The sequence below is a fragment of the Pseudooceanicola sp. DL12 genome, from assembly GCF_056270665.1.
On sequence record NZ_CM149884.1, the window covers coordinates 2,304,629 to 2,321,116 of the forward strand.

16 protein-coding genes are annotated in these 16,488 nt (G+C 63.3%); 12 read left to right on the top strand and 4 right to left on the bottom strand.

What is annotated here, in order from left to right; all coding sequences use genetic code 11:
- Nucleotides 1–82: 82 nt before the first annotated feature.
- From AC0WR5_RS10755 to AC0WR5_RS10785, 7 genes are all read left to right on the top strand, one after another.
- Entirely contained in the window at nucleotides 83–721 is a 639-nt protein-coding gene (locus AC0WR5_RS10755; protein ID WP_475863035.1) for a riboflavin synthase subunit alpha, read from the top strand.
- 366 nt (nucleotides 722–1,087) lie between these two features.
- Nucleotides 1,088–2,104 carry an ABC transporter substrate-binding protein gene (locus AC0WR5_RS10760; protein ID WP_475863036.1) on the top strand — a complete coding sequence of 339 codons (1,017 nt, stop codon included), beginning with the start codon at nucleotides 1,088–1,090 and terminating at the stop codon, nucleotides 2,102–2,104.
- 135 nt (nucleotides 2,105–2,239) lie between these two features.
- Nucleotides 2,240–3,019, top strand: coding sequence for an ABC transporter permease (locus AC0WR5_RS10765; protein WP_475863037.1), 780 nt, complete (start codon nucleotides 2,240–2,242; stop codon nucleotides 3,017–3,019).
- Between the two features lie 4 nt (nucleotides 3,020–3,023).
- Nucleotides 3,024–3,812 carry an ABC transporter permease gene (locus AC0WR5_RS10770; protein ID WP_475863038.1) on the top strand — a complete coding sequence of 263 codons (789 nt, stop codon included), beginning with the start codon at nucleotides 3,024–3,026 and terminating at the stop codon, nucleotides 3,810–3,812.
- 12 nt (nucleotides 3,813–3,824) lie between these two features.
- Nucleotides 3,825–4,883 carry an ABC transporter ATP-binding protein gene (locus tag AC0WR5_RS10775; RefSeq protein WP_475863039.1) on the top strand — a complete coding sequence of 353 codons (1,059 nt, stop codon included), beginning with the start codon at nucleotides 3,825–3,827 and terminating at the stop codon, nucleotides 4,881–4,883.
- Nucleotides 4,880–6,223 carry an amidohydrolase family protein gene (locus tag AC0WR5_RS10780; RefSeq protein ID WP_475863040.1) on the top strand — a complete coding sequence of 448 codons (1,344 nt, stop codon included), beginning with the start codon at nucleotides 4,880–4,882 and terminating at the stop codon, nucleotides 6,221–6,223. Before AC0WR5_RS10775 ends, AC0WR5_RS10780 begins: the two co-directional genes overlap by 4 nt.
- A gap of 11 nt (nucleotides 6,224–6,234) precedes the next feature.
- Entirely contained in the window at nucleotides 6,235–7,605 is a 1,371-nt protein-coding gene (locus AC0WR5_RS10785; protein ID WP_475863041.1) for a M20/M25/M40 family metallo-hydrolase, read from the top strand.
- Nucleotides 7,606–7,637: 32 nt separating this feature from the next.
- On the opposite strand, the gene AC0WR5_RS10790 is transcribed toward AC0WR5_RS10785, so the two are convergent.
- Nucleotides 7,638–8,807 carry an amidohydrolase gene (locus tag AC0WR5_RS10790; protein ID WP_475863042.1) on the bottom strand — a complete coding sequence of 390 codons (1,170 nt, stop codon included), beginning with the start codon at nucleotides 8,805–8,807 and terminating at the stop codon, nucleotides 7,638–7,640.
- A gap of 91 nt (nucleotides 8,808–8,898) precedes the next feature.
- On the opposite strand from AC0WR5_RS10790, the gene AC0WR5_RS10795 reads away from it, so the two are divergent.
- Nucleotides 8,899–9,546, top strand: coding sequence for a phosphoribosyltransferase (locus tag AC0WR5_RS10795; RefSeq protein WP_475863043.1), 648 nt, complete (start codon nucleotides 8,899–8,901; stop codon nucleotides 9,544–9,546).
- Nucleotides 9,547–9,582: 36 nt separating this feature from the next.
- Here the strand turns inward: AC0WR5_RS10795 and AC0WR5_RS10800 are convergent, their stop codons facing one another.
- Together AC0WR5_RS10800 and AC0WR5_RS10805 are read right to left on the bottom strand one after the other, a co-directional pair.
- Complete coding sequence (locus tag AC0WR5_RS10800; protein ID WP_475863044.1) at nucleotides 9,583–10,263, bottom strand: SDR family NAD(P)-dependent oxidoreductase; 681 nt, start codon at nucleotides 10,261–10,263, stop codon at nucleotides 9,583–9,585.
- 21 nt (nucleotides 10,264–10,284) lie between these two features.
- The gene (locus tag AC0WR5_RS10805; RefSeq protein WP_475863045.1) at nucleotides 10,285–10,959 is read right to left on the bottom strand and encodes an SDR family oxidoreductase; all 675 of its coding nucleotides are present in this window, start codon (nucleotides 10,957–10,959) and stop codon (nucleotides 10,285–10,287) included.
- A gap of 260 nt (nucleotides 10,960–11,219) precedes the next feature.
- Between AC0WR5_RS10805 and AC0WR5_RS10810 the strand changes: the two genes are divergently transcribed.
- The 3 genes from AC0WR5_RS10810 to AC0WR5_RS10820 all read left to right on the top strand — a co-directional run bounded on the left by AC0WR5_RS10810 (nucleotide 11,220) and on the right by AC0WR5_RS10820 (nucleotide 14,072).
- The gene (locus tag AC0WR5_RS10810) at nucleotides 11,220–12,065 is read left to right on the top strand and encodes an ABC transporter ATP-binding protein (RefSeq protein ID WP_475863046.1); all 846 of its coding nucleotides are present in this window, start codon (nucleotides 11,220–11,222) and stop codon (nucleotides 12,063–12,065) included.
- Nucleotides 12,062–12,829 carry an ABC transporter permease gene (locus AC0WR5_RS10815; protein ID WP_475863047.1) on the top strand — a complete coding sequence of 256 codons (768 nt, stop codon included), beginning with the start codon at nucleotides 12,062–12,064 and terminating at the stop codon, nucleotides 12,827–12,829. The genes AC0WR5_RS10810 and AC0WR5_RS10815 overlap by 4 nt, the downstream gene beginning before the upstream one ends.
- A gap of 130 nt (nucleotides 12,830–12,959) precedes the next feature.
- Complete coding sequence (locus AC0WR5_RS10820; RefSeq protein ID WP_475863048.1) at nucleotides 12,960–14,072, top strand: hypothetical protein; 1,113 nt, start codon at nucleotides 12,960–12,962, stop codon at nucleotides 14,070–14,072.
- 56 nt (nucleotides 14,073–14,128) lie between these two features.
- On the opposite strand, the gene AC0WR5_RS10825 is transcribed toward AC0WR5_RS10820, so the two are convergent.
- Nucleotides 14,129–15,334 carry a M20 aminoacylase family protein gene (locus AC0WR5_RS10825; RefSeq protein ID WP_475863049.1) on the bottom strand — a complete coding sequence of 402 codons (1,206 nt, stop codon included), beginning with the start codon at nucleotides 15,332–15,334 and terminating at the stop codon, nucleotides 14,129–14,131.
- 136 nt (nucleotides 15,335–15,470) lie between these two features.
- On the opposite strand from AC0WR5_RS10825, the gene AC0WR5_RS10830 reads away from it, so the two are divergent.
- Nucleotides 15,471–16,472 carry an ABC transporter substrate-binding protein gene (locus AC0WR5_RS10830; RefSeq protein WP_475863050.1) on the top strand — a complete coding sequence of 334 codons (1,002 nt, stop codon included), beginning with the start codon at nucleotides 15,471–15,473 and terminating at the stop codon, nucleotides 16,470–16,472.
- Nucleotides 16,473–16,488 lie beyond the last annotated feature (16 nt).

The following is a 16,488-nucleotide window of genomic DNA, read 5'->3' on the forward strand; positions in this document are numbered from 1 at the left end:
GGAGCGTCCAAATGACTACGAATACTGCAAGCGGCACCACCCGCCTGCCCGCTCGGGCCACACGGTTCGGAGAGGGCGCATAATGTACACCGGTATCGTTCAAGCCCATGTGCCAATCACCAAGGCAACCCGCAATCCGGGGCATCTTGCCCTCGAAATCGAGTTCCCGCCGGACCTTGTCACCGATCTGAAGATCGGCGGCAGTGTCGCCATCGAAGGCGTCTGCATGAGCGCGACTGCCATCAACGGCACCACCGTCAGCTTCGACGCGATGGATGCGACACTGGAGCGCACCAACATCGGCCATTTCGATGTGGGCGATCACGTCAACATCGAGCGTTCGGCAAAGATGAACGACGAGAATGGCGGCCATGTGGTTGCCGGCCACGTCTCCTGCACCGCCGAGCTGGTCGAGATTACGACCGGCGAAAAGGATGCCAAGATACGCTTCCGCGTGCCGGAGCAATGGGCCAAGTACGTCTTTCCCCGTGGTTTTCTGGCTGTGAACGGTTGCAGCCTTACTGTGGCTGAGGCCGATGGCGATATCTTCACCATTTACCTGATCCCGGAAACCCTGCGCCAGACGACCTTTGGCAACTACAAGGTGGGCGACCACATCAACATCGAGGTCGATCACCAGACGATGATCACTGTCGACGTGATGGAACGTACGCTGGAAAGGCTCTTGCCTCAGCAACTTTCTGGCCAGCGGGCCGCGTGATTGTCAAACCCACCGTGTCCTCTGGACCGGTGGGTTTTTCTTCGGCCATCAGGATATGTGTCGCGGCTGCTGCCGCCATCTTTGACCAAGTTCTGCCTCGAACGCACATCCAGCAAGATGGACAGAAGGTCAGAATCGGCAAACGAGCATAGTTTCCCCGCAAGAATAATTCGTTAACCAATTCAGAGTTTCTGAATTGAACTGTCGGCTTGACTAATTTGTATGCAAATGGTCAGAGAAGCGCCGGCACGCGCCGGGGGGCGGCTTGGCTTTTCGGTTGTGCGGACTATGCGTGACTTGTCACTTATCTGACTCAGTTCGCCCGATTCCGGGTAGACTGGCCTTTTCTTCAACAGGGAACCCGCAATGAAAAAACTGGTATCTGTGTCCGCCCTGGCCCTGATGGCCTCGGCTGCAACCGCACAAGCGGAAACCTTCACCATCTCCTGGTGGGGGTACAACGGCGACAAGCTGCAGGCGAACATCATCGAGCCCTTCGAAAAGATCTGCGATTGCGAAGTCATCTTCGAAACCGGCAACAACGCAGACCGCCTCGGAAAGCTGCAGGCACGCGGCGGCAAGGGCGTCGATGTCATCTTCCTGACCGACGGCTACTCGCAGCTGGGCATCGAATCCGGTCTCTTCCAGAAGATCGACCGCTCCAAGATCCCCAATGTCGAAGACCTCTATGACATCGCGCAGGACCCTCAGGGTGGCTATGGCCCTGCCTACACCGTGGGCCGCGTCGGTATCGTCTACGACAGCGAAGCCGTCGAGCCGATCACCTCGTGGAACGACCTGTGGCGTGAAGATTTGGCTGGTTCGGTCAGCCTGCCCGGCATCACCACCACCGCCGGCCCGATGGTCGTCATGCAGGCCGGCAAGCACGCCGGTGTTGACGCCTACGAGGACGAGGATGGCGCGTTCGATGCAATCGAAGCCATCAAGCCCAACGTGGTCAAGAACTACAACACCGGCTCCGAGATGGTAAACCTCATCTCCACCGGCGAGGCCAACGTGACCGTGGCACAGGACTTCACCCTGAAGTCCATGCAGGACGCCGTGCCCTCGATGGTCTGGGCCGATCTGAGCGATGGCGACATCGCGACGCTGAACACCGTGAACATCCCCACTGGCGCCGCAAACCCCGAGCTGGCGTACAAGTTCATCAACTTCCTGCTGTCGCAGGACATCCAGCAGGTGGAAGCCGAACAGGGCGTCGACGCCCCCGTCAACACCAAGGTCGAGCTGACGCCGGAACAGGCCTCCCTCTGGACCTACGGCCCCGAGGCGATCGCTGCACTGAACCGGATGGACTATGCAAAGCTCAACGAGCACAAGTCCGACTGGATCGACCGCTGGAACGAAATCTTCGGCATGTGATCTGCCGGCACTGACACCATCCGGGGCGGCTCGAAAGGCCGCCCCGGATTTCCTTTTCCCAGACTACAAACTCGCAAGGACACAGCCATGTCTCCCCGTCTGCGTGCCTGGCTTATCGCCACACCGGCCCTGTTAATGGTCTTTCTCTTCCTCGGGTTGCCGGTTCTGTCGACCTTTGCGACCACATTCGGCGACCCCAAGGGCCCTTTCGTTCCCTATGCCAAGTTCTTCAATTCCAAGTTCCGGATGACCGTCCTTTGGCGGACGATGCAGATCGCGCTGATCACCACCATCGTGTCGGTCGCCGTAGGCTTCGTTACCGCTTGGGTCGTTGCTAAGGCCCCCAGCCGCATGAAGAGCGTCCTGATCATCGCCGCTGTCTTTCCGCTGCTGACCGGTGTTGTCGTGCGCTCCTTCGCCTGGCTGGTTATCCTGGGCAAGAACGGCATCCTGAACACTTTCCTGCTGAACATAGGCGTCATCTCCGAACCCCTGTCGATGCTCTACACCGAGGGCTCAGTGATCGTCGCAATGATCTATCTTTTCGTGCCCCTGATGATCCTCACGCTCGTCGGCGTCCTGGAGGGTATCCCACAGGATCTGACCTATGCCGCCTCATCCCTGGGCGCCACACCTGCCGCCACCTTCCGCCAGGTCGTGCTGCCAATGGCAGTGCCCGGCCTGATCGTGGGGGCCGTGCTGGTCTTCACCGGCTCGTTCACATCCTATGCCACGCCACAACTCCTCGGCGGCGAGCAGCAGATGACGATGGGTACCTTCCTCTATCAAAACGCCATGGTCCGCTTCGACTGGGTCGCGGCTTCGACCATCGCCGTCATCATGGTGATCGTCACGCTGACGACCGTCCTGCTGATGTCGAAACTGGCGCGCAAACTCAACCCGGTGGCGGGGTAAGACCATGCAACGCAAGACACATCCCCTTCTGATCGCCTTTGCGGTCCTCACATTCTTCTTCCTGATCGGGCCACTGGTGATCATCATCGGCGCCTCGCTCTCGGACACCAGCTACCTGACCTTCCCGCCCCAGGGGCTGACCCTGCACTGGTATCAGAACGCCTTCGACATCTCGGCTTTCCGCCGCACCTTCGTGACTTCGCTGATCCTGGCGGTGGGCGGCACGGCGATCTCGATGCTGATCGGGATTCCAGCCGCCTATGCCATGGCACGCTACCGGGTCGAGCTGCCGCGCTTCCTAGGCAACATCTTCGTGCTGCCGATCCTTATCCCTGAAATCGTGCTTGGCTTCTCGCTGATGAAGTCGCTCGCCACGGGTTTCGGAATGCCGATCATGCCGGCGCTTCTGGTGGGGCACGCACTCATTGTGCTGCCCTACTGCGTCCGCGTGGTGGGCGCCTCGCTCAACGCCTTCGACTTCTCGGTCGAGGATGCGGCCGTCTCTCTCGGCAGCCCGCGCTGGAAGAGCTTCTTTACCGTCGTGCTGCCCAACGTGAAGCCCGGCATCATCGCCGGTTTCATCCTGGCCTTCATCACCTCGCTCAACGATGTTTCGGTGTCGATCTTCCTGACCGGCCCCGGCATCTCCACCCTCCCGATCCAGCTTCTGGCCCATATGGAGCAGTTCTTTGACCCGACCATCGCTGCCGTTTCCGTGCTGCTGATGTTCGTGACCGTTGGCGTTATGGCCATCATCGAACGCACCCTTGGCCTGACCTTCCTGACAAAATGATGGGCTGAAATCATGACCGTCTCTCTCTCTATCGAAAACGTCACCGCCCATTACGGCGACACCAAGGTCCTAGAGGATCTGTCGCTGCATATTGCCGAGGGCGAGCTTGTCTCGCTGCTGGGCTCCTCGGGCTGCGGCAAGACGACCACCCTGCGCCTCGTGGCCGGCTTTCTCGAGCCGACCTCCGGCGCGATCAAACTGGGTGAGCGGGACCTGACCCGCCTGCCCGCCCACAGCCGCGACATCGGCCTTGTGTTCCAGACCTATGCCCTCTTTCCGCACCTGAGCGTACGCGACAACGTCGCCTTCGGGCTGAAACAGCGCGGCATCGGCAAGTCCGAACGCAACCGGCGCGCCGACGACATGATCGAGCGCGTGGGCCTCGCGCATCTCGCCGAACGCTATCCAGCCAACCTCTCCGGCGGGCAGCGCCAGCGCGTGGCCCTGGCTCGGGCGCTTGTGATCGAACCCCCGCTGCTGATGTTCGATGAACCGCTCTCGAACCTGGACGCCAAGCTGCGCGTGGACATGCGCGTCGAGATCCGCCGCCTGCAACAGGCCAACGGCACCACCGCGCTCTACGTCACCCACGATCAGGAAGAAGCATTCAGCATCTCCGACCGCGTGGCGATCATGAACGCCGGCCGCATCATGCAGCTCGATGCGCCGGAGGTTCTCTATTCCCGTCCGGCAAACGCCTTCGTGGCCGATTTCGTGGGCTTCGAGAACATGATCCCGATGACGGTCATCTCCGAAGCCGGTGATGCCGTACGCGCCGAAATGGCCGGCGGCGCCACGCTCGATTTTCCGAAATCGCAGTTCACCGTGCCGGCGAAGAACTTCATCCTTGCCACGCGTCCCGAGGGGCTCGAGGTCTCGACCTCTGAATGGGGCATTCCGGCCACGCTGGGCCTGCGTACCTACCTCGGCCGTGCTTACCAGTATCAGTGCACGACGCCCGCCGGCGAAGTAAAGGCCAACGGTCCTCTCTCTGCTCCCTACGACGCCGGGCTGAACGTCAACCTCATCCCCCGGCCCGAGCAGTGCTGCCTGCTGCCGGCCGAAGCATGAGCACCGCCACAAGGATTGTCCTGGGCAACGCCCGTATCCTGACCATGGATGCGGGCCTGACCGAGATCGAATGCGGCTGGGTCGCCCTTGACGGAGACCGCATCGTCAGCCTTGGCGAGGGCGAGGCCCCCGCCGATCTCGGCCCGGTTCAGGACATGGCCGGCGACCTGATCATGCCCGGCATGGTCAACCCGCACTGCCACATGTCCATGTCGCTCTTCCGCGGTCTTGGAGAGGACGTGGACGACCGTCTCTTCCGCTACATTCTGCCGCTTGAACGTGCGCTCGTGACCGCAGAAGTGGTCGAAGTGGGCGCCCGTCTCTCCGCACTCGAAATGATCCGCGGCGGCGTCACCACTGTCGCTGACATGTACTACTTCGAGGATCGCATCGGTGCCGTCATCGAAGAGAGCGGCATGCGTGGCATCGTGGGCCAGACACTGGCCGATTTCGACGCCCCCGACCACGACACGATGGACGAGGGCTTTGCCCGGCTCGATGCCCTTGCCGACCTCTATCGCCACCATCCTCTCGTCACGGCTTCCGCCGCGCCGCACGCGCCCTATTCCACCGGGCTCGAAGTAATGGCCCGCGTTGCCGAATGGTCCGCCGCGCATCCTGGCCTGCCGGTCCAGATGCACCTGGCCGAGACGAAACCCGAGCTGAAATGGGCCGCAGATACCCACGGCTGCACCACGGTCGAAGTCAGCGACCGTGCCGGCCTGCTCTCGCCCGCACTCGTGGCCGCGCATTGCATGTACCCCACCGAGGCTGACATGGACCTGATGGCCGAGCGTGGCGTGAACGTGGCCTATAACGCGCGGTCCAACGGCAAGGCCGGGCGCGGCATCGCTCCGGTGAACGCCCTGCGCTCGCGCGGCATGAACGTGGGTTTTGCCACCGACGGGCCGATGTCCGGCAATACCCTGGATCTCTTCAGCCAGTTCGGCCCCGGCGCCATGTTCCAGAAGATTGCCGCCGGCACCCGCGCCGCCATGTCCTGCACCGACGTGATACGCATGGCCACCATCGAAGGGGCCGCGACGCTCGGCATGGCCGACCGCATCGGCTCGCTTGAACCGGGCAAGCAGGCAGACCTGATCCGGATCTCTCTTGCCGATCCGCGGCTCCACCCGATCTACGACATCTATTCGATGCTCACCTTCGCCACCATGCCCACGGATGTCCGGGGCACGATGGTCGCAGGGCAATGGCTGATGCAGGACCGCGCCTGCACCACGGTAGACGCCGACAAGGCGCTGGCCGATGCCCTGCAGGTCGCCCGCACCTTCAAGGCGCGCATCGTCGAGATCGATCGCGCCCACCTTCAGACTACCTAACGGGGAAGACCATGACCCAAGCCATTCTCGATCACATCGACGCCACCATGGACGCGCGGCTGGCGCGTCTCTTCGATCTGATCCGCATCCCCTCCGTCTCCACCGACCCGGCCTATGCGCCAGAGGTGGCCCGCTGTGCCGCATGGCTCGCCGAAACACTCCGAGACATGGGCGCCGAGGCAAAGGTGCATGAGACCATCGGCCACCCGATGGTCGTCGGCCACCTGCCCGGCCCCGAGGATGCACCGCACGTCCTCTTCTACGGTCACTACGACGTCCAGCCGGCGGATCCGCTGGAGCTTTGGAACTCCGATCCTTTCGAACCCTTCCTGAAGGACGTCGGCCACGACAAGGAAATCACCGGGCGCGGCGCGTCGGACGACAAGGGCGCGCTGATGACCTTCGTCGAAGCCTGCCGCGCCTGGATCGAAGTCAACGGTACCCTGCCGATCCGCGTCAGTTTCCTTTTCGAGGGCGAGGAAGAAAGCGGCTCGCGTTCGCTGCCCGGCTTCCTCGAAACGGCCGCGTCCGAGCTTGCCTGCGACGTCGTTCTCGTCTGCGACACCGACATGTGGGACCGCGACACTCCCGCCGTGACCACGATGTTCCGTGGCTTCGTCGGCCAGGAACTGACCGTGACCGCCGGTGACCGCGACCTGCATTCCGGGATGTTCGGCAATGCCGCCGCCAATGCGCTGACGGTCATGGCCGACGTGCTCGCCTCGCTCCGCACCGAGACCGGCGGCGTGGCCGTGCCCGGCTTCTACGACGGCATCACCCCGCTCGATGCCGACTGGACCTCGCTGCCCTTTGACCAGGAAGGCTTTCTCACCAACGTCGGCCTTTCGGTGCCGGCCGGCGAAGAGGGCTACTCCGTGCTGGAACAGGTCTGGGCGCGTCCCTCCTGCGAGATCCATGGCATCTGGGGCGGCTACATGTCCGAGGGCTTCAAGACCGTGATCCCCTGCAAGGCCCATGCCAAGGTATCCTTCCGCCTCGTCGCGGGTCAGGACCCGGAAGCGATCCGCGCCAGTTTCCAGGAACACATCCGCGCGCGCCTGCCCGCAGATTGCACTGTGGAATTCGCCGATCACGGCCTTGCCTCCGCCTGGGCCATGGACGAAACCAACGCCTTCCTCGCCCCCACACTCGCGGCGCTCAAGGACGAATGGGGCCAGTCCACCACCTGCGGCACCGGCGGTTCCATCCCGATCATCGGCGCGCTCAAGGACACGCTGGGCGTCGATGCCCTGCTGGTCGGTTTCGGGCGCTTCGACAACCGCATCCACAGCCCGAACGAGAAATACGATCTGTCTTCCTTCCAGGGCGGCATGCGCAGCTGGGCGCGGATCATCGATGGCCTGGCCAAGCAAGGCAAGTAAGCGAAAGGGGCGCCGGTTGGCGCCCCTTCTTGCTACGTCAGTTCCTCTTCCACCACCGCACACCAGAAGGCCACGCCGTGGGGAATGCAGGCATCGTTGAAATCATAGTTAGTGTTGTGATGCTGGCCGTTTTTCCGCATCTCCCCCATGCCGAGCCAGACATAGCAGCCAGGCACCCGCGAGCCGAACTCCGCGAAATCGTCCCCTGCGGTCGAAGGCGGAAAGGTCGTGCGCATCCTCTCCTCGCCCAGCACCCTTGCCGCCGCACGTTGCGCAACCTCGGTCGGCGTGCCCGCGTTCACCACCGGCGGGATGCGGCGGGTGAAGGCATAGTCCACCTCGATGCCAAAGCCCGCCGCCACGCCACGCGCGTGTCGCCCGATCGCCTCTTCAAGCTGATCGCGCACCGCCTGCGAATAGGCGCGCGCCGTACCACCGATCCTCACTTGCTCCGGGATCACGTTCAATGCGTTGAAATCCCCGGCCTCGAGCGCACAGGCTGAGACAACGGCCGCCTCCAGCGGATCCACTTCGCGCGCCACCACGGCGTGCACCTGGCCAAGGAACAACGCCGCCGCCGTCACCGCGTCTCGGCCCTGGTGCGGCTTCGCCCCGTGGCTGCCCACCCCGTGAAAAGTCACGTGCCAGTGATCCGAACTGGCCAGCTGCGGCCCCTCGACCGCTGCCACCACGCCCAGGTCAAGCCCCGGCATGTTGTGCAGCCCATAGGCTGCATCAACGGGAAACTGCTCGAAAAATCCGTCCTCGACCATCTTCGCGCCACCGCCCCGGCCCTCTTCGGCGGGCTGGAACACGAAATGCACCGTGCCAGAGAATTCCCGTCCGGCCATCGCCTCTGCCGCGCCCAGCAGCATCGTCGTGTGCCCGTCATGGCCACAGGCGTGCATCTTGCCGGGTACGGTCGAGGCATAATCGAGGCCCGTCGCCTCGCCCATCGCCAGGGCATCCATGTCCGCCCGCAGCAGGATCGCACGGTTGCCGTCCCCCTTGCGCAATGTTCCGACAACGCCAGTCCCGCCCAGACCCCTGGTGACCTCCAGACTCGCCGCTTCCAGGCGCGCCGCCACGATGTCGGAGGTGCGCATCTCCTCGAACCCCAGCTCCGGGTGCGCATGCAGGTCGCGCCGCAGCGCCGTCAGATCGGCCAGGGTTTCGGGATCCATCAGGGCGGTGTCTTTCATGATCGTCAGTCCTCGTCTATTGCTGCGCAAGCTACGGACCATGCGCCCGAATACAAGAGCCGAAACAGCGCCTGAAGAAAGGATACCCCACATGCGAACCGATGTCTGGCAGGTGCTGCACGATGACCTCACGCCCGGGGTCCAGCCCGACCAGGAAACATTTGCCGCGTCGCTCGGTGATCAGACGCTGCTGCTGCCCATCCGCACCCTTGCCGATGGCGAAAGCGGCGTTGCCTCGATGATCCTGAACCAGGCCAGTTTCGAGGTGCTCGATGCCATTTCAGACCAGGTCGCGGACCGCCTGCGCCCCTATGATCCCGAAGTGATCGTGGCCGTGCCCACCCTTGGCCTGCCGCTGGCCGAGGCCGTGGCGCGCCGCCTCGGGCATTCCCGCCTGGTTCCGCTCGGGACATCCCGCAAGTTCTGGTACGAGGATCGTCTCTCGGTGCCGATGTCATCGATCACCTCGCCGGTGGCCGGCAAACGCATCTACCTCGATCCGCGCATGGCCCCGCTGTTGCAGGGCCGTGTCGCGGTGGTCGACGACGTACTGTCCACCGGCACCTCCATGCGCGCCGTACTGGAACTGTTGGCCCTGGCCGGGCTCACCCCCACCGTGATCGGCGCCGCGATGCTGCAAGGCGAGAAATGGCAGGGAGGTACAGGCGACTGTCCCGTCGAGGCGGCCTTCCGCACACCGCTCCTGCGCAAGACAGCAAAGGGATGGCAGCCCCGCTGACCGGGGCCGCCCGAAACCGCTCGGGGGGGGGGGCGGTCAGGCCGGTTCGGCCTCCATGTGCCAGATGAAGCTGCCGCTTGCCTCTGGTCCCGCCCTGTCGATCACCCGGATCATCCCGGAAACGGCCTCTTCGACACTCAGATCGCCCTGATATCCGGTCATACGCGTCTTGACGCGGCCCGGCCGCAAGGCGATTGCCGTACAGCCCCAGTCCCTCCATTCCACCGCCAGGTTGCGCCACATCTGGTTCATGGCCGCCTTCGAGGCGCGATAGGCGAACTGTCGCGGCACGGCATATTCTCCGGTCGCCGCCGCATAGCTGGAGATCCCCACCAGCGTTTTCTCGCTGCCGAGCTTCAGGTTCCCCTCCAACAATGCAGCCAGGTGAAGCGGTGCATAGGTGTTCACCATAATCGTCCGCTCGAAGCTCTCCTGCGTCACCGCCTCGGGCGCCGCTTCGGTCTCCTCGCTGATCCCGGCGTTCAGGATCACCACGTCGATCGGACGGCCCTTCAGGCGCAGCGCCACGTCTGCGGCGGTCTCGTCCCGTTCGGCGTCATAGCGCAGCTCGGTGACGTCGTAGCCCAGCATCGCATAGTCGGCCGGTTTGAAGGAAGTCCGATTGAGTGCGATCACCGCCCAGCCTTTCGCCGCATATTGCCTGGCAAATTCCAGGCCGATCCCGCTGTTGGCACCTGTGATAAGAACGGTTGGCATGTCATTGACCCCTTTCAGAAATTACCACGGCACATCAAGGCCGTCATAGCCGATGATCCGGCCTGCATCGGCCATTGACAGACCTTCGACCACGGCTTTCATCCCGGCGACGGAATCGCGGACGTCGATGCCCTTGCCCTTTGTCATGTCCGTGGCGACCATCCCCGGACGCAATAGGGTGCAGGTAATCTCGTCGGGTTTCCATTCCTCCGACAGCGCGTTCCAGACAGCGTTCAATCCCGTCTTCGATGCGCGATAGGAATACTGCGTACCCCAGTCATTGGCCGAGACCGAGGACATCAGGCTCGACATGGCGCAACAGATCTTTCGCTCGCCCGCCATCAGGTTCTCCTTCACTGCCACAGCCAGCGCCAGAGGCGCCCAGGTGTTCGTCCGCACAACCTTGCGAAACTCATCGCGCTGCACCTCTGCCGGGCCTGCCGTCAGGTTGATGGCAATCCCGGCGTTGGCAACCAGCACGTCGATCGGCATGTTCTTCAACCTGGCCGCCAGCGCGTCGATCGAAGCCTGAACGGTCACCTCGAGCGGCAGCACGCGCGCGCCCAGGGCCGCCAGGTCAGTGGCCTCCTCCGGGCGCCGGGCCGTCCCGATCACGTCCCAGCCAGCGGTGCTGAACTGCCTTGCAAGCTCCAGCCCGATTCCCCGGTTGGCGCCGGAAATCAGCATTGTCGGCATTCCTCGCTCCTCTCGTTTATTTTGGTACTCATTTGGCATACCATCTAGCCACCACCTGGCAAGATGTTGCCCCGAACGGCGCATCGGCGGCGCTCAAAACATCACTCGTCCGCCCATATTTCAGGCAGGTGACAATACCTTTTTCACCCAGATCAGTTTCGCGCTGGCAATTGGTGCACCTTTGGTATGCCGTAGTGAAAACACTCCGCCCGCCGCGGCTCTCCTGACGGCAGGCACCAAGAAGACAGGGAGCTCCCTCAATGTATCATGCCCCGCCCGACCTCGCCCTTCAGGCCGAAGCGCCACGCAGCGAGCGCCCCGAGGCGATCATCGAACTGGCGCATGCCGGCGTGACCTTCGAGAGCCGCAAGGGCGGCCAGCTCGTCGCGGTCGAGGATCTCAACCTCACTATCTACCGGGAGGAAATCATCTCTCTCGTGGGGCCCTCAGGCTGCGGCAAGTCCACCGTGCTGCGCATCCTCGCGGGGCTTCAAAAGCCCACGTCGGGCGATTTCTGGATCGGAGGCGGCAGGACACGTCAGGGCTTCTCCGAAGTGGCCATCGTCTTTCAGCGTCCCACGCTGCTGCCCTGGAAGACCGTTCTCGACAACGTGCTCTACCCGGCTCGCGTGCTCAAGGGCCGCGCCGACAAGGCCGACCGTGAGCGCGCCATGGAACTGCTCGAGCTTGTGGGACTCGAGGAAATGTCCGCGCGCATGCCGCACGAGCTCTCCGGCGGCATGCAACAGCGCGCCTCCATCGCCCGCAGCCTGATCCTCGATCCGAAGATCCTTCTGATGGACGAACCCTTCGGCGCGCTCGATGCCCTCACCCGCGAGGATCTTCAGCTCGACCTGCTCGACATCCACGCCCGCACGAAAAAGACCATCCTCCTGGTCACCCACTCGATCTCTGAGGCCGTGCTGCTGTCTGACCGGGTCGCCGTCATGTCCGCCCGTCCCGGCCGGCTTCAGGACCTGATCGACATCGACCTGCCCCGCCCCCGCGGCCCGGAAACCACCGCGCTGTCACAATTCCACAGCTACTCGCAACGCATCCGGGACGACATCTTCGGCCCCCGCATCGCATCGGAGCGCCGCAAATGAACCCCACCCTGCGCAAGATACTCCTTCCCGTGATAACCTTCCTGGCCTTCCTCGGCATCTGGCAGCTGGCCAGTGATATGATGGATATCCCCGTCTACCTGCTACCGTCTCCGCTGGATATCTTCGAGGGCGGGCAAAGGCTCGGGATGACCATGCTCACCAATACCGGCGAGACGGTAAAGACCATCCTCATCGGTTTTCTCTGCGCCTGCTGCGTGGGCATTCCGCTGGGCATCGTGGTCTCCGTCAACCGCACCGTCTCCGAAGCCATCTATCCGCTGATCGTCTTCCTCAACGCCATCCCGATCATTGCAATCGCGCCGATCCTCGTGGTGATCTTCGGCACCGACATGACCACGCGATTGATCATCGTCACGCTCACCTGCTTCTTCCCGATCATGGTGGCCACCGCCGCTGGCATGATGGACACGCCCGCCGAGATGCTCGATCTGGCGCGAGTCGCCGGCGCCTCGACCATGCAGGAGATCCTGACGGTCCGCCTGCCTCATGCCGTCTCCTTCATCTTCAGCGGCCTGCGCATCGGCGTGACAGTCGCTGTCGTCGGGGCGGTGGTGGCCGAGTTCGTCAATGCAAACAAGGGGCTGGGCTTTCTCGTCACCTCTTCCACGGCCCAGTTCGCCATTCCGACTGCCACCGCCTGCGTAGTGATGCTCGCCATCGTTTCGGTGGTCCTCTACGAGGCGGTGAACTGGATCCACCGCGGCTTCTTCGGCTGGTCGATCAAGTCCGACGTGGGCGAGTGAACCAGCAGCCGACCGCAATTTCGACAAAGCCGGGGCGTTTCGTGGCCCCGGCTTGACATTTCGGAGCCGCCCTGTGCCAGTGTCTGTTCGCCAACGAAAGAGCGTCCAGATGTCAGCGTACAGTGCGAGCATGTCACTGCCCCTGATTGGCGCACAGGCAACCGTCACGGCCTTTGGCTCCGCTCTCCCGGATGCCGCTTCCCTGCGGGAAAGGCTTCGGGAGATTGCCACGACAGAAGAAAGGGTGACCGAGGTGCGCGCATCCAGGCGCGGGCGTCGACGAGGGATGAGCGCCCGGGCCCGAGCCCACCGGCAAGGCAGTTTCAACGACATGCACCGCGCGCTCAACCGCCTGCGCAACGGCGGTATCGGGGGCACACTTATCGCTGCGAATTCATCCGGCACCCGGTCACTTCGCATCGGCAATGGGGATGCTTCAGTCACCCTGCGGGCCGAGGCCGTCGATGACGTGACGACCGGTGGCGGCAGCGAGGCCCTCGCCATCGAGGCGGATACCATTTCGAACATCTGCACCGGACAGTCCCGCGGGCCAGGAATGGGCCGCGCCTCTGCTTCGGACAATGACGCCCTCGCGCTCAGCGCCGAGATGATCGAATGCATCTATACCGGGGCCGGGAGCGATGCCCTCGCGTTGCGGGCAGAGATACTCAGGTCGGTCTACTCCGGTGATGGCGCAGACAGCATCGCAATCAGCGCTGGAGCGGTCACTGGCGTCTACGCCGGAGCAGGAAACGACAGTGTCACGGTCAGCGCGGTTCTCGGTGCTTCGTCAATGTACGACTGGGCCAGGGGCATTGCCGCGCCCGCAGCCGATGCCGGACTGAGCGACCGCTTGGCTTCGGTCCAGACAAATGCACCCGACATTGATCTGGGTGCCGGCAACGACAGCCTCTCCGTCTCCCTCGAAGAGGAAATTTCGGTGCGGGCCGGCACAGGCGATGACCTGATCGCAATCGGCGGCGGCACCGTGGCGCTCCATTACTCGCAAGGCGCTGGCAACGACGTCGTCACCGTCGCAGCCAGCGCCACGCTCGCCATTCAGTTCGACGCTGGCGATGAATGGACTTCGGAATGGAACGGCGACGCCCTTGTTCTCCGCAGTGGTGGCGGCTCGATCAGGATCGAGGGGGCTACCGGCGCGGCAGGCATCGGCGTTTTGCAATGGGGCAGCGATGCGCCGGTCATCCGGCACGAGGCCGGAACACTCGATCTGCTGATTTGATGCAAAAGGCCGGCGGTTCCGCCGGCCTTTCCCTTCTATTCCCACCCTGACACTGATCAGGCCGCTGCGTCCTGCGCCACCTGGCCCTCGCCAAGCTCCTGGTTCACAACCGAGATCCAGTAGGCCGAGCCCCAGGGGATTATCTCGTCGTTGAAATCGTAATCCGGCATGTGGTTGTTCTTCCACTCGGGGCCGTCGCCGTTGCCCATCATCACGTTGCACCCAGGCCGCGCGATGGCCATGTAGGCGAAATCGTCTGCGGCGTTGATCGGCGGGCTGTTCGGATCGACATTTTCCGCACCCGCCAGCGCCGAGGCCGCCGAGACCGCCTTGGCGGTTTCCTCCGCGGAGTTGACCAGCGGCGGGTAGCCCTCTTCATAGACAACCGTCGCTGTGCCGAGGCACATCGAGGCCGCGCTGTCGGCAACCTCGCGCAGGCGTTTCTGCAACAGGGCGCGGATGTCGAAATTGTGGCAGCGCGCGGTGCCGGTCACCACGATCTTGGAAGGCATCACGTTGTGGCTGGTACCGGCCTCGATCATGCCGATGGTCAGAACCGCGCTCTCCTGTGCCACGATGTTGCGCGCCACGATCCCCTGGATACCGAGGATGAAATGCGCCAGCGCGGTCATCAAGTCGACCGACTTCTCCGGCGCGCCCGCATGGCCTCCGGTGCCATGGAACGTCACTTGCCACTGGTCGGCACAGGCCAGCTGTCCGCCCACGCGCGTGATGAACTTGCCGACCGCAAGCCCCGGCTTGTTGTGGAGCGAATAGACGGAATCGCAGGGGAATTGATCAAAGAGCCCCTCCTCGATCATTCTCTGCCCGCCTGCGCCTCCCTCTTCGGCGGGCTGAAAGATGCAATGCACCGTGCCGCCGAAATCGGGGTTCTCGCTCAGGTACCGCGCCGCATTCAGCAGCATCGTCGTATGCCCGTCATGGCCGCAGCCATGGAACTTGCCCGGGATGGTCGATTTGTGCCCGAAGGTGTTCGTCTCGGTCATGTTCAGGGCGTCCATGTCCGCGCGCAATCCGATCGAACGGTTGCCGGGCTTGCTGCCCTTGATCACCGCCACCACGCCCGTACCAGCAAGGCCCTGGTGCGCCTCGATGCCCCACTCGGCCAGCTTTTCCATCACCAGTGCCGAGGTGCGATGCTCTTCATAGCTGGTCTCGGGATGCATGTGGATGTCGCGGCGCAGTGCCACCATCTCGTCCTGACGCCCAGTCAGCACCTCGAAGACCCGATCCATTTGCATGTTTTTTCCTCTCTGCTTGCTTTCTCGCGGGGCGGGGCCGGGAAGCCTGCATCGCCCACATATATTTTCTGGACGCCATGCTATCGGTATTCTAATGGTATGCCAATAACAAACCACATACCAACAGGAGTTCCCCATGATCAAGAATCGGACGTGCCGCCCGCGCCTCACGCCTGCCACCGCCGTCGTGTCCGCACTCGCCGTTTCCGTCGCTGCCCCTGCCCTGGCCAATGACCAGGTCGACTTTCAGCTCGACTGGACCCCGGGTGGCATTTCCGCCGCCTACTACCTGGGCAAGGACAACGGCTGTTTCACCGATCAGGGGATCGACGTGACCATCTCGCGCGGCTACGGCGCCTCCGATGCCGTCACCAAGGTCGCCACGGGCGTGGCCGACTTCTCCGTCACCGACCTCGGCACCATCATCGGAATCGTCTCCGAAACCGGCGCACCGGTGAAGGCCATCGTGCCCATCGTCCAGGAATCTCCCATGGCCATCGCCGTTCTCGATGACAGCCCGATCAAGGAGTTGAAGGACCTCGAGGGTCATACGGTGGGCTCCTCCGTCGGGAATGCGGCCATGACATTTCTGCCGCTCGGCATGCAGCTCGAGGGCGGAGACTACTCCAAGGTCGAGGAAGTGACGGCCGAGGGTTCGGCTCTGAACGGCCTTCTTCTGCAGGGCAAGATCGACTCCCTTGCAAGCTACGTGACCTCCGTCGTCGGCATCAATGCGGTTGCCCGGAATGCCGGCAAATCCGTGCGGCCGGTCTACTACGGCGACGCCCTCGACATCTACAATGCCTCCGTCTTCACCTCCGACGCGCTGATCGAGAGCAACCCGGACCTGATCGACCGTTTCGCCAAGGCCGTGCAATGCACCTATGACGCCGCCCGCGCCGACCCCGAGGCCGCCATCGATGCCATTGTCGCCGATGTAGACGGCATGATGCGCGACAGCCAGGAGGCCATGGTGCCGAACTCGCTCAGCTTCGCCTTCGACAACGATACCTTCGAGGCGAACGGCTATGCCTTCGATCTCGACCGGGTCGCCCACAACATCGACATCGTCGATCAGGTCACCCCGCTGACCAACAAGCCCTCGGCCGAGGACATCATCTACGTCGTCGGTCAGTAACCCCTGCCCGCCTTCG

Coding starts and splice junctions, on each gene's coding strand:
- AC0WR5_RS10820 (WP_475863048.1), top strand. CDS start 12,960: ATGTCACTGCCCCTGATTGGCGCACAGGCAACCGTCACGGCCTTTGGC.
- AC0WR5_RS10765 (WP_475863037.1), top strand. CDS start 2,240: ATGGTCTTTCTCTTCCTCGGGTTGCCGGTTCTGTCGACCTTTGCGACC.
- AC0WR5_RS10795 (WP_475863043.1), top strand. CDS start 8,899: ATGCGAACCGATGTCTGGCAGGTGCTGCACGATGACCTCACGCCCGGG.
- AC0WR5_RS10825 (WP_475863049.1), bottom strand. CDS start 15,334: ATGCAAATGGATCGGGTCTTCGAGGTGCTGACTGGGCGTCAGGACGAG.
- AC0WR5_RS10780 (WP_475863040.1), top strand. CDS start 4,880: ATGAGCACCGCCACAAGGATTGTCCTGGGCAACGCCCGTATCCTGACC.
- AC0WR5_RS10805 (WP_475863045.1), bottom strand. CDS start 10,959: ATGCCGACAATGCTGATTTCCGGCGCCAACCGGGGAATCGGGCTGGAG.
- AC0WR5_RS10785 (WP_475863041.1), top strand. CDS start 6,235: ATGACCCAAGCCATTCTCGATCACATCGACGCCACCATGGACGCGCGG.
- AC0WR5_RS10770 (WP_475863038.1), top strand. CDS start 3,024: ATGCAACGCAAGACACATCCCCTTCTGATCGCCTTTGCGGTCCTCACA.
- AC0WR5_RS10790 (WP_475863042.1), bottom strand. CDS start 8,807: ATGAAAGACACCGCCCTGATGGATCCCGAAACCCTGGCCGATCTGACG.
- AC0WR5_RS10830 (WP_475863050.1), top strand. CDS start 15,471: ATGATCAAGAATCGGACGTGCCGCCCGCGCCTCACGCCTGCCACCGCC.
- AC0WR5_RS10775 (WP_475863039.1), top strand. CDS start 3,825: ATGACCGTCTCTCTCTCTATCGAAAACGTCACCGCCCATTACGGCGAC.
- AC0WR5_RS10760 (WP_475863036.1), top strand. CDS start 1,088: ATGAAAAAACTGGTATCTGTGTCCGCCCTGGCCCTGATGGCCTCGGCT.
- AC0WR5_RS10800 (WP_475863044.1), bottom strand. CDS start 10,263: ATGCCAACCGTTCTTATCACAGGTGCCAACAGCGGGATCGGCCTGGAA.
- AC0WR5_RS10815 (WP_475863047.1), top strand. CDS start 12,062: ATGAACCCCACCCTGCGCAAGATACTCCTTCCCGTGATAACCTTCCTG.
- AC0WR5_RS10755 (WP_475863035.1), top strand. CDS start 83: ATGTACACCGGTATCGTTCAAGCCCATGTGCCAATCACCAAGGCAACC.
- AC0WR5_RS10810 (WP_475863046.1), top strand. CDS start 11,220: ATGTATCATGCCCCGCCCGACCTCGCCCTTCAGGCCGAAGCGCCACGC.